This window comes from Paenibacillus tyrphae, assembly GCF_000722545.1.
In the GTDB taxonomy this organism is placed as follows: Bacteria; Bacillota; Bacilli; order Paenibacillales; family NBRC-103111; genus Paenibacillus_G; species Paenibacillus_G tyrfis.
Map to the genome: position 1 here is coordinate 167,206 of NZ_JNVM01000024.1, position 12,642 is coordinate 179,847.

Consider the following 12,642-nt stretch of genomic DNA (forward strand, 5'->3'; position numbering starts at 1 on the left):
CCTCATAGGCCTTCTTTTGGCTAACATGGCTTTAGTTTATGTGGATCTTTCTAACCACTAACTGTGGACTAATGATCTCTAACAAGGACCAGATTTCTCTAAGCTTGATTATATGGAGGTGCAGTCAACTCAACAGAATAGTTGCCATATGTAATTTCAGAAGTTTTAATTTCGTTTTTTTGATTATAAGGACTTTCCTTTTGAATTAAGTCAAAAAGTTTTGGTATGGTAATATCTTCTTTTTTATGCATTCCAATTATTTCAATCAAGTTGTACCACTGACACCAAGCAACTTTACTATATGGCTTTTCGTCTCCCGAGTAATTTCCATTGTGTCTACCAATTACGAAAATTTTGATTTTATCTTTGTTGATAAGTTGTGGACTCAATTGTAGAAAATCAGCTATCCGTTTTTCTGAAACTTTATTAACCCACTGTTCAATATCATTGACCCACTTTGTCGATTTCTCTATATAGTTCTTTCTTTTACTTATAAGTGATCGTGTCGATTCATAGATTGAGTCCTGCCATTTCAGTTGAATAAAAGCAATATCTTTTGTCTCTTTATCAAGAATACATGCATCAATATCTGTGATAATTCTGCCATTCTCATAAATATCTATACTTCTATTCAATGTAATAAAACGATTGTTATCGAAATAATTATAAAGCTCGTTTCTAAATAATTGTTCTCTTTCTTTTGTGTTGCGGTCCCAATCTTTTGAATATTGCCTTTTTAATTCAGACAACATAAAATCTATAGGCCTATAAATGCAGCCAGTAAATGAACGCAACAACTGTGTAGAAGATATTTTTATGAATAATGGGCTTGGAGCACCTATATGACTGTAGTATTCCTTATTCTGATTATCAAATATAAAGGTGTTGAATATTTTTTCACTCATTTCTGTGGGAACGCCTAAAATGTATGTCAACGAATCTAAAAAAACATCATAATCTACAACAAGAGGCAGAATATTAACTTTTTCTAAGTTAGGGTCCTTTTTCATTGCTGCCTCAACAAATTGCAAATGCTTTAAACATATTGATTCAATAGCAAGAAGTGCATCAAGAAAGAACTGATACTCTATATCTCCAAATTTAGAAGTTTGAGAGAATCCATCCCATTCTGTTGCTTGTGCTAAATCTAACTGTGCATTGCGAATGAAAAAAAGGTCTACTTCGGGATCAGCATCATAACCTATAAAATTATAATTCCATGTATAAACCAATTTTTCCATCTTTTTTATAATCTTTGGAAGTTGACTAAATCCTTTAATGTATTCATTTCCTAAGGAATTCAATATCGCATGGGAATATTTAACAGTCTTTGTTTTTTCATATCTTTCAATTGAATAGTGCTTATTTACATAGGATAGACGTACACTTTTTTCTCTAATAAGTTCATACTTTAATATTCCGAACCGAAGCAGTTCTTCATAGTTTTCCATAAGTCCTGCTTTAAAACAAATACCCAAGAATGTCTTAACGCTTTGTATAGATTGCGGTGTTGAAGGTGTTAATGGGAACCCTTCAACTTTGTTATAATCTTTATACAGGTAACGAAATGCTATTGGAAGCGAAAAATCAATAAAATTAAGATCTTTATCACTATTTCCATGGCTTTTATGAAGTACCGAATCATAAATTTGATCATAATAGCGTATCACTTCATTAATAAATAGTTGTTGTTCTCTTATTGATAGTCCTGAAATATACTTTTCTACTCTGTTTAATGCATGATCTTTAATTTTTTTTATTATTGTTACGCTTTCCATAGAATCACCCTTCATAAATCAAAAAGCAATTTATAATCAGTAAGCATTATTCCTAAATAATCTATGAATTTTTTGAGGCGAGCTTCTAATCGATTTATTCTTGACCGCTTCAACAAGGTAAATTTAATATTTGTTTAATTAGATTCGAACATCTATCTTCAGCGCTTCTCTTCAACTCACATTCCCATACAATAATTACATTCCACCCCATCTTTTTGAGTGCTTGCTGGTTAAGTTGGTTACGCAAAATATTCCCCTCGATCTTTTTCAACCAATACTCGGTATTTGATTTAGGAGAACAGTAATATTTACATCCCTTATGCGCATGCCAAAAGCATCCCTGAACAAAAATAGCTGTTTTATATTTAGGCAGAACAACATCGGGCTTACCAGGCAATTTTTTATCGTGTAGTCTATACCTAAAACCTTTGCTATGCAGATACTTCCTTACGATCATTTCTGGAACCGTGTTCTTTGATCGAATCTTTGACATCATCTGATGCCGCTGCTCTGTTGTTAATGAATCCACCATTTGCAAGGCCTCCTTGCTCATCGCTTGCTAGATTGCACAAATCGAGCAACCAGGCAAGTTTCAATGCAATAGCTTTAGCCATTATTGGAGGAACAGCATTCCCTACCTGCTGATATTGCGAGTCTTTTGTACCTACAAACACAAAGCTGTCTGGGAAAGACTGTAACCTAGCTGCTTCACGAATACTTATCGCTCGATCAATAACAGGATGTATCCACATCGACTTCCGTACATTAGTAACAGTTCCACAGGGCTTTTCATACTCCAGACGTAAATATATAGAATTTTGAGTTCTTTCCGGTCTTGTATAAGTATCTTCAATTAAACTGCGATCAAGATCATGAAAGTTCTGACCAGGCTGCAACGCTTTAAATCGTTTCTTAGCCTTCTCTCGTGTCTCAGTTGCAATATGATTGGTCAATACGACAGAATTGCGAAGCTGTACCGTTAATGCAGTTGCTTGATATTCGTTGTTCAGATTAATAGGCGCATCTTCTATGTTAAAGCTCGGAGCAACTGATTCCAGGTCCGATATTGCATCATAGACGGTACGAAATTCTGCCGGTTTAAACTCCGCGGCAGGCAATTCGGACTGAATACCTAGATCATTTCTTATTCCCAGTGCTATATATCTTTCTCTTAGCTGAGGGGCACCAAACCAAGCAGCATTAAGTACATTATCGCTTATATCATATGACTCTCCTAATTTTTTGCTAATATAGTCGAATACTGAATATGATTTTACGTTGACGTATACTCCCCTCGGTTCTACCCTTAAGGAATCAACAATAATGTTATTGTCCAACAACTCTTTCGTATGCAACATTAATCGCTGAACATTAATATAAGAAGTCATCCATGGCACTGCTTCTTCAAATGTTATTTCTCCCCCAGCAAAATCTATAAAAACATTTAAGGCAGTTTGTTCAAAATTAACATACTCCCTTGATATTTCAGGGCTTCTTGCAGGCAATAAAGCGATTATCTTGATACATTGCTTTCCTTTTTTCTCCAAGACTCTTTCCCGCTCCTGCTCATTGCTGGAATTCTTGAGGAACATTCGCAAAGCATAGAAAGCTTTTTCTGGCAATATTAATTCATCAACTATTTGAGAGTCAAGCAAATACTGATTGATATCCGATACAGGACATTCAGCATTGAGAAGGCAAATGGTTTCATTATGAATACTTAAGCCCAAACGCTCAAATTCAAAACCATCATTATAAGAACAATAAAAACGGTGAATTTCAGACTTTAGCATACGCACATTCTCCATAACAAAAGCCTTCGGTCTAAGGTTTAGTATGACCTCTACATACTTTTTAACAAGACTATTATTTTGGCTTACTATATGGTTCTTTTGCCGATTGGCATTTGAAAACCCCTGGCATGGAGGCCCCCCTACAACTACATCAAAATCTCCATACTCATGTTGAAACATGTCATAATCAGTAATATCCAAAATATCACTTAGCATAGCGGTATGTTCATGGTTTCGCATATATGTTGCTTGAGCATTTTCATTTTTTTCTACTGCCGCAGCAATTTCAAATCTGTCTGATTGCAAGAACCCCAAGCTCATTCCGCCTGCCCCTGCAAATAAATCCAACACTCTATACAAAGTAGCACACCTCATTTCAATCCTCTTTCCAACCCTCAGACACAGCCTTACTTAGTAAAGAAAGCAACTTTTGGCTATGTACTGAGTTTGGCAGCTTCGCAGGCATTTGGCAAGCTATTTTTAGTGATTCCGCCTCAGTATGATAGGGAATTTTCTTTTCGGCAACAAATAACTGTACTCTTTTCCAATAATCAGCCCCATAATTAACCACTTTTGTTTGGGCTTCAATGCCTGTCACCATCTTTTGATCTTTGCGCGCCCTTCTGGCTTCTGATTTAGCATTGTTTACATCGATAAGTAATGTCTCAATGCCTGTATCCAGTGAAATATCCTGCTCTTTTATTCGATTCCAGCATGCCTCTCGTTTGCACCATTGAGTTACGTTGGCAATTCCTCTAGAAGGATCTGTAATGGAATCCAACACTAGTTTGGACAGCTTGCTTAGCTGGTTCGTGATTAATTCTGGAACTTCTTGTCTGTTCCAAATAATTTGCAAATCAAGAGTGTTTGTCGGGTATTGCTTCTTGATTAGGTGCGCCAATAGCGCTATAGAGTACGTAACGATATTAGCGCGATATCCTTGTTCATACCATGTCTGCTTTGTAACCAGCTTTTCTACATGCTTGAATAGAATATAAAGGGCCAGTGACTCCTGAAAATATCTTTCATTAAATGATTCGTCTGACAATGACCACTCATCATCAACCCATTGTGCAAACTCATTAAAGTTCGATTGTGCCCCTTTGCTTACCGCATGAGGCAAACCACGCCATGAGTTCCGCGCTTTCGCTAAATCGGTCTTAGTAATCAATTGATGCTTAGGATTTTGGGTTAAGAATCGATTGCGCTCAGCTTTAGTCATGCGCATCTGAGCTTGCAAATACTGCCCTCTTGCGCGTTCATAGAACCAGTGAGTATCATGCTGTGCTCCGCCTATAGCTGGCGCGAAGAGTCTTCTTGATATTTGCTCCATACGAATGTGAAAGGGGTGAGTCGAGAAGAAATCAGCATCACTTACCTTGTTTTGACTGTTTGATGATCGCGATATTTTCTGCATAAGATTATGAGTCTCGTCTAGATCTGCATTAATTACCGTTAATTTCATCTGCAAGCTGATAGCGCTAAGATCGGCTTTATCCTTATAACGGGCATTAGATAAAGAGGCCGTTGTTTGTCCACCATTGATTATTTGAAAATCCTTTACGGAAGTAATAAACTTCCCTTCGGACGTACTTTCGATTGTTACTTCTGCAGCTGTTGCAGATATGCCATTATTAAACGCGAAAAACATGCGCGGTGAGTTAAGTATCGTTTCCCTTATCTTTTTATTTACAGCTACTTTTGTACTAAGAAAAGATCGCACATTTCCTTCTAATAGTTGTGCTCCATAACGATCATATACATCAGCCACTACTGTACCTGGAATTACACCCAGGAAACAGCGGTAGGAATCTTCGCCATAGTTACTAGTATCCAAGCAGGGTATGCCCTGTGCCGAATACTGCGTAAAGTCTATTTCAATATTCTCACGTCCAGAATCTGCGAGGAACATTTTATAGAGCCGCTCAACGTCCCATATTTGAAACTCAGCAGATACCCCTTCAAAATCTCTGATAGGAAAGCTTTCAATTCTACCACTCATAAATCCGTCTGTATAAAGCAAAACACGAAATTTACGAATTCGATCCGTATTGTTTCTTAAAATATCGATCAAGTCTGCTGCTGAACTGCTAATCTCTACTTTCTCGTGAAGATTATAATTGTATGCCTCGTCCAAGAATCGAATAGGCCACTCAAAAATTTGTTCCGCCTCTGATCGCGTAAGTGTTCTCTCTTTATCCTCACCAACATAATCAGCAACTATTAGATTCATTGTATAATCAAAATCGTCTAATGCATATCCATCAATCCGCAACTTGCGATTGCGCAAGCCAGTGCCAATAAAAAACGCTGGCTCAAAGTCCGGTAAAACCTCAGCATTTATCAAATAATTGGAAACAATACCAACAAAGGCAGCGCTTGAGCCTTCTCCATATGCTGCCGCGGTAGATCGCACATCTTCCAAGAGCTCCTTTCGAAATTCTTGCAATTCCATAATATCCTCCACTATTAATCAATTTTCCAATCCTCAATGGCCTGAATACTTAATTGGTAGCTAGCAGCAGCTATTTGAGATCGGACATTACTTTTAATAAGCCTCGGAAATTGTTCATCCACTCTATATCGCAGGGTCCCCCCCAATCGATACCACTGCTTCTCATAGTCAGCCATATCCATATACCCATATTGCAGCAATTTATGATTTACCAAGTCAAGTGCCTGAATGTTGCTTTGAACCATTTCTCGCAATTCAGCGACTTTTCTGCTTAGGGTAAACGAATTTGTTCCATTTGGCGCAGTCTTATCTATTAAAAACAAAATAAGCTCTCCAGGGAGTTCCGCATCTAATTGCTCAAGCGAGGAAATTGAAACTGTTTTAGATCCAATACCTGGAGCTTTAACCTCATGCCATCCAGCTTCATCGACAAAGTCTTGATCCGCACCTTCTGGTCCTATCCAACTACTTACAGCCCTGAGCGGATCTCCTTTTTCAATTAACTGCTGTAAGAAGCATATTTCGCCCAGCAACCCTCTTCTTTCCGATTCGCTGAGCAAACCGTTTTTTTGGAGCTCCAACAGTTTGAACCATTGAGTGTACCGATTCAGAACATATTCAATACCATCTTGTGTATCGATCTGGCCTCGCGAAGATTCAATTAGATCATAGCAAAGTTTAATATATACCTCTTCCTGTTCTTCACGAATAAGTTTAAAAACAAGCGCCCATTTCCCGTCTGCCCTTTTAGCAGATGAAACAAGGATGGACTTTGATGATTCCACGTCTATTGGCTCATTGGCAGTCACAAGCAATAATGATCGTTGATTAATACCCTCATAGCCAATGTGCCATTCCAGCGGATGATCTGCATCAATTCTAACATAGCCATTTGAATGTCTAATCAATTGATTCCACTTATTAATCAAGCCTTCATTAGACAGCATCGTCATCATCATCCTCATCATCGAAATCCACCCAGTTGCGCAATTCAACCACATTTACGACATAATTTGCTGTTCGCAGTACACCATCACCAGGCAATCCTATTCCAATCGCAAAAAGTGTATCTGGAATTTTGTTATTGGGTTTCTCATTATCTTTTTGCTTCCTTTTAATTACATGCAACATTAAAATAGGTTTTCTATCAATTGCCAGGTAGGCGCTGTCAGGAATGCTCTTCTTGTTGATATTCTTTCCTTGTCTAAAAGCATTTTCTGCCTCCTGTATCTCTTTCTTTGTAAGACCTGCTCTTGTACTGCCACCGGATCCTACCCGTACTTTGGTTCCTGAGATCTTTATCATTCCATCCGCTTCTTTTATTGATCGCTCTTCTCTCTTGATTTTTATGGGTCCATTAGCACCCTCGAGTTCAAATTCATCATCAACAGATCCAAACGGCAAAAAGACATCCCAATCGTTAAGCTCAGGACTATTGTCAATAAATTCAGCCAATGCTTTCCCTTGGAAAGACAAATGCCAAGGGTGAGTATCAAAACTGCGCAACAAATCCGAAACCACATCCTTGCTGATTCCCGACCACATTTTACCGCGCCGCACGCCATCCTTCACTTCATATCCCAAACTATCCAAATTCGCTACAAAAAGCCTGAAGACCCTCTCATTTGCTGCCAACACTTCTGGATTCGATTTAAGACGCGGCGTCTCAAGCAACCTGCCTGTTACTGTTATTGGCCTGCTTACAGGTGTTCCTGACCGCATTTTATTACGTGCCGTTACAATAAGGGAGTTTGGATCTTGACGAACCTTTAGTCCAAATTCACTCGGGGTTTGATGCATTCTATTCATTCTGCTGATTTCAATTTTCAGTTCATTTGCTGCTTCAGTTATGAAACCGTACCAATCAATAGCATCTTCAGCCATCCAAACTTTAAATACATCATCGTAATTTGGACGATAACCAAACCATCTTCCCATTTGAAGAAGTGTATCATACATCTGAGAATTGCGATAAAAATAACTAACACATAGTCCTTCCAAAGTAAGCCCCCTAGAAAGACTATTGCCTCCTACTGCTATTACTCTAAAACCGTGCTCTTTATGGTTATAATAGTCCAGACTGGCCGCTCCGGTTCTCTGGTTGACGGCACGAACTTCAATTGGAGAAGCTGCTTTATATAAATAGTTCTGCTGCAAGTCGATCCATTCAACACCTGCCTTTTTTGCTAAGTTATGTTTGTCCCAGACCCGTTTTAAAAATTGCACAGAAGGGATACGCGAAGTCTCGCTTTCATCTAACGCCGCGTAATTTCGTAAATCAGACTGCATTTGATTTAGCCATGTGTTAATGTGATCTTTTATATGAACTTGTACATCAGTAAAACGGCTTACATTTACAAGCATGGAACGATGCTCGCTTGTATCCCCTCGTAAATCTCTTATCGCATTTGCAAGCACGAAAAAACCGACCGCTTCTAACATGCTTGGAGGAAGGGAATCAACAGGATGATCTTTCTTATGAGAAAATGGAAAGAATTGATCAATTTCCTCAGTATCAATTTCAACCAGGCAGTTGCTATAATTTGAACTTGTACCAAAAATAGCATCTGCCCCAATATAATTGGTCGGAGGAGACAACACATAAATAAAGTCTCTAGGGAATAAATCGTCCCCCACCATTTCATCGTTCGTCTCAGGGTTTATGAATATGTTTGCAAATGGTGTCGCTGTAATGCCCAAATAGGAAGATTTATAAAACCGTTTTAGAATTGAACGAATAGCAGCATTAATTGCTGTCGGATCTTCGTCCTCCTTTTTTGTATTCACCGATGCATTGTCAGCCTCGTCATCAATTAATAGAAGAGGCAGATCAATTTTTCCATTATTGTCTGCATTGTTTGAAGTCAGCCAGCTTTCAAGATTTTTAAGTACAGACTTATTTTTTTTGACTACGAAAAGCGCGGGCTCACTGATGTTTTTCAAAGTAAGATCATTGCTATTTAGAATAGTAGAATTAAAATCGTACTTAACAGTAGTAAATGCAGATATTCTTTTACTGGAATCGATTTTTCCAACACCATCGAACACATTTTTAACCACATGCTTTTTAATTCCCAGCAGATCTTTGCTCAGTCTCCCCGCAAACTCCTTGTCCAATCGTTCCTGAGTCTGTTTTCGCAGACTCTCCAATGTTCCTGTTAGCACAATAATCACTTTATATCCTGTATCTGCCGCTTTATTGCAAATTGCTGTATAATTCGCTGTTTTCCCTGACTGTACATCCCCCAATACCAGGCCTCTTCGTTCCCAAGGAGTACTGCTCTTAGGGTCACCTAGTAAATCTACAATTTCAGTAGATACTATATCCAAATTTGCTGTTACACGGACATTCCAGCCTTTATTATCCTCCAAATACCGTCTATAGCGGTTCCAATAGAAAAAATCGAGATCAGCACGCCGTGCAGGCAGCCATGATTGATGGTTTCCGCTCTGCTCAGTAATATAAACACCAACATCCATTGTAATTGGCAATGTAGCTTTAAGATTTCTGATAATTTTCTCAAACTCTTTATCAGATACTGGCATATTGGCTCGCAACGCTATAGCCTCATCCATGAACTGTTCCTCTGTAGGAGGTTCAACTTGGAACTTAGTATTAATTGCAATAGATATGAATCGTTCTAGCATTTGGGCGTTTTGGCTTAGCATTTTACATTGCCTCCTAAAGAAATTCAGATAGCCACTCTGTGTGCTGGTCAAATGGCTCTGTAACTGACAATCTTTCTACCATCTTTTTTCGCTCTTGATCATTTCTGCAGCCAGCAAATAATCGATTTAAAAGCGGAAATAATTCGCCTTTGGATGCCTTTGACTCATTTACTACTCGTTCATCACTTGTCAGATCTACATACAGCTGATTTAACGGCAAACCTCGTTCAATCTGTGTCAGCAACTGCTCTAATATGTTTTTTTCCGTTCCGATAGCTTCACCCATAGAATCAACTAATGGGTAATCTCTATTAATCTCATACACAATACCGCCCTCTCGGGTCCTAATACGATTCCATATGTGTATTTTTGAGTCTTCCGTTTCTTTCTTTCCACGATAAGTCCATGTTCGTCTGCTGTTTCCCGCCAGCTTCTCAATTATTGGAGCTAAATTCTTCCTTACAACCTCTGGCGGGACAGCCACAGACTTCTTAATATCCAAGGTCCATAGATAATCCAATGAATTAGGAATATCCACTTTTACACGGGCTAACTTTGAAAGCTCCCCTTGTCGCATAAGTCTAAACCAAGTCCCCCATACGAGTAGCCGCTTGTTTCGATATATGTAAAATCCCTGTTGCTTTCGAAGCCCTTCTTCTCCCCCAAGCATGTTGATCTCTGCTTGTGAAAGCATTGAAATATGTGGCAATATATACGGACGCACAACAATTTTTTGTCCTTCTATAGTAATACTTTCCTCATCCATTACTTGTGTGCTCTTTCCAGTTAAGAATGGATCTGCTGATTTCAATGGTACTTTATTAATAAATATCTGAATCTTTCTTAAGCCTGCTTCGCCAGAGAGATACCGATGAAATACGAGAGACAGATGGTCACGAACGCGATCCATATGTTTACCCATGTTGCCATCAAAACTTAATTCTCCAACTTTAAGCCGGTCAAGTTCTTGCCATAGAACTATAGTTCCAGAACCATTAGAAGTTATTTCATTAATATGCGGGCAAGCTTGAATTTCATCTTCACCCAACAATTTCAGGGACCAATCATTTGAAGTTGCAATAAAATCCAAATCCCACTGTGCGCCCGTCACTGCTCCATTCTTCACACTAATAACTGACAGCTTCCTGCATTGTGACATTGATGCAGTTTTCAAACCTAGTCCAAACCTACCTAGGTCAGCAACTGTTCTAGTATCCAAAGGGTTTTGGCTACCATAGCGCATCGCGTTTATTAGTTCTTCCTGGTGCATTCCAATCCCATTATCTAGCACCGCGACATACGGACTACCAATCGGAAAGAAATTTATATCTATTTTTGTAGCATTTGCTGTTATGCTATTGTCTATAATATCGGCTAAAGCTGTCTCCAGAGAATACCCTATAGCTCGAGTAGCTTCCATGAGAACAGGGGCATTAGGAGGCAAGGATACTATTTTCAAAATTCTAGCTCCTTTCACACTCACATGAGCAAAGATAACCATCTTAATATTCCATTCTCTGCTAAAATTCGACTTCATAGGCCTATAATCCTGCTCTTTTCCAGAAAAATCACCTGATTTTTACAGCATATGCTACCCTCCTTGAGATGGTAGCCCGAATATATAGTCTCTTTTACATATAAGGTTTTAAGCCCCCGAAAAGCTTTAATCACTCGTTAACTATGGTATAATCACAGGGCAATAGAATAGGCTTGCAAGGACGGCCTCCCCATGCTGTCCGCCAGGGACCAAGCGAATGCCTGCCGGAGAAAGTACAAACTGGCAATACGTGTTGTCCATCTCCCCTGAGCAACTGGCATAGGTGAGCGTAACGTAATCTCCCTTGCATGTCCTGCAAAAGTAGCGCCGGCAGGGTAGCTGCCCTAAGCCGTCAACGCGGCTTTTCATTTCGATAATGTTCATGAGTTTGTTCCTCCTTGTTGATAGGGTTTCATCCATTCCAGGGAAGGCATGGCAATGTCGGCCTGCTCCGCCCACTCCTCGAACAAGCCCGGTTGAGTCGGCCTCTCCCGTAGCCGTTCCCCGGTATCATAATTAGCGATCAGCACCTCGGCATAGGCGCTACCGCTGTCGTAGCGCTGGGCCAAATTGTTCAGGCGGCTGACCGCCTCATGGTATAATCCTGATACAATTCCCGAATGTGGGCTCAGTCGTTGTAGCTGACCAGCCATTTGCCCTGGCTTGCCGCCAATGCATCCCTCAGCCGCTGATGATCTTCCTTGCGGAACTCCACCGCGTAGTGGCCTTCGGTTTCGAAGTACGGTGGATCGCAATAAAAAAAGGCGTTGTCCCGGTGGGACTGACCCCCGTTCGTAAGACAGGGATCAAAACACCTTGCAAGTTTAAGCGGCCAGTCGTCGGAAATTAATCGGCGACTGGTTATTTAGTTTCGTTTGAATGCGAATTGAGTTATAGTAGTTAATGTAATCTCGAACGGTTTGTTCAACGATTGCCGTCGTTGTACAGGTAAGCCCTTCGAGATAGAACGTTTCAGACTTTAGCGTGGAATGAAACGATTCGATGGGGGCATTATCAGCGGGCTCCCTTGCGGGACATGCTCATGGTAATGCCTTTTCCTTCTACAGTATCCTGGTAGGCCTGAGACGTATATACGCTACCCTGATCACTGTGCAGCATCATACCAGGTCGATCTGGGAGCTGGTGTAGCGTGTCCAGAACAAACGATGTATCTTGCTTATCAGCTATACTGTAAGCCACAATCTCTCCATTAAACAAGTCTAAAATGCTCGACAGGTACAATGTTTTCCCGCCAAATGGCAAATAAGTAATATCTGTTACTAGTTTTTGCATCGGCTCATCGGCTTGAAATTGACGTTTCAGCAGATGTTCGGCGATATGAGTAGGTTGTCCAGTTGCTTTACGTTTCTTTATCTTAACACGGCACCGCAGCCCTTCCATCTGCATAAT

Annotated in this window: 8 protein-coding genes and 1 pseudogene; all 9 read right to left on the reverse strand. The window is 39.8% G+C overall.

Annotated features, from left to right (window positions below; all coding sequences use genetic code 11):
- Positions 1–98 precede the first annotated feature (98 nt).
- Positions 99–1,778 (reverse strand): hypothetical protein, encoded by a 1,680-nt coding sequence (locus ET33_RS26850; protein ID WP_036689513.1) that lies wholly within the window; start codon positions 1,776–1,778, stop codon positions 99–101.
- A 109-nt stretch (positions 1,779–1,887) separates the two neighbouring features.
- Positions 1,888–2,310, reverse strand: a complete 423-nt coding sequence (locus ET33_RS37810; protein ID WP_081890520.1) for a very short patch repair endonuclease — start codon at positions 2,308–2,310, stop codon at positions 1,888–1,890.
- Positions 2,210–3,931 (reverse strand): DNA cytosine methyltransferase, encoded by a 1,722-nt coding sequence (locus ET33_RS26855; protein ID WP_036689602.1) that lies wholly within the window; start codon positions 3,929–3,931, stop codon positions 2,210–2,212. The genes ET33_RS37810 and ET33_RS26855 overlap by 101 nt, the downstream gene beginning before the upstream one ends.
- Before the next feature lie 16 nt (positions 3,932–3,947).
- Positions 3,948–6,026, reverse strand: a complete 2,079-nt coding sequence (locus ET33_RS26860) for an AIPR family protein (protein WP_036689515.1) — start codon at positions 6,024–6,026, stop codon at positions 3,948–3,950.
- 14 nt (positions 6,027–6,040) lie between these two features.
- Positions 6,041–6,973, reverse strand: coding sequence for a PD-(D/E)XK motif protein (locus ET33_RS26865; protein ID WP_235206824.1), 933 nt, complete (start codon positions 6,971–6,973; stop codon positions 6,041–6,043).
- Positions 6,963–9,695 carry a Z1 domain-containing protein gene (locus tag ET33_RS26870; protein ID WP_036689520.1) on the reverse strand — a complete coding sequence of 911 codons (2,733 nt, stop codon included), beginning with the start codon at positions 9,693–9,695 and terminating at the stop codon, positions 6,963–6,965. The genes ET33_RS26865 and ET33_RS26870 overlap by 11 nt, the downstream gene beginning before the upstream one ends.
- A gap of 13 nt (positions 9,696–9,708) precedes the next feature.
- Positions 9,709–11,232 carry an ATP-binding protein gene (locus ET33_RS26875; protein WP_235206825.1) on the reverse strand — a complete coding sequence of 508 codons (1,524 nt, stop codon included), beginning with the start codon at positions 11,230–11,232 and terminating at the stop codon, positions 9,709–9,711.
- 380 nt (positions 11,233–11,612) lie between these two features.
- Entirely contained in the window at positions 11,613–11,885 is a 273-nt protein-coding gene (locus tag ET33_RS39525) for a hypothetical protein (RefSeq protein WP_036689525.1), read from the reverse strand.
- Between the two features lie 171 nt (positions 11,886–12,056).
- Positions 12,057–12,642, reverse strand: a pseudogene (locus ET33_RS26890) (IS3 family transposase); the annotation flags it as partial.

What these genes read in the sequence shown, in the direction of transcription:
- ET33_RS26850 (WP_036689513.1), bottom strand. Translation starts at nt 1,778, where the DNA reads ATGGAAAGCGTAACAATAATAAAAAAAATTAAAGATCATGCATTAAAC.
- ET33_RS37810 (WP_081890520.1), bottom strand. Translation starts at nt 2,310, where the DNA reads ATGGTGGATTCATTAACAACAGAGCAGCGGCATCAGATGATGTCAAAG.
- ET33_RS26860 (WP_036689515.1), bottom strand. Translation starts at nt 6,026, where the DNA reads ATGGAATTGCAAGAATTTCGAAAGGAGCTCTTGGAAGATGTGCGATCT.
- ET33_RS26865 (WP_235206824.1), bottom strand. Translation starts at nt 6,973, where the DNA reads ATGCTGTCTAATGAAGGCTTGATTAATAAGTGGAATCAATTGATTAGA.
- ET33_RS26870 (WP_036689520.1), bottom strand. Translation starts at nt 9,695, where the DNA reads ATGCTAAGCCAAAACGCCCAAATGCTAGAACGATTCATATCTATTGCA.
- ET33_RS26875 (WP_235206825.1), bottom strand. Translation starts at nt 11,232, where the DNA reads ATGAAGTCGAATTTTAGCAGAGAATGGAATATTAAGATGGTTATCTTT.
- ET33_RS39525 (WP_036689525.1), bottom strand. Translation starts at nt 11,885, where the DNA reads ATGGCTGGTCAGCTACAACGACTGAGCCCACATTCGGGAATTGTATCA.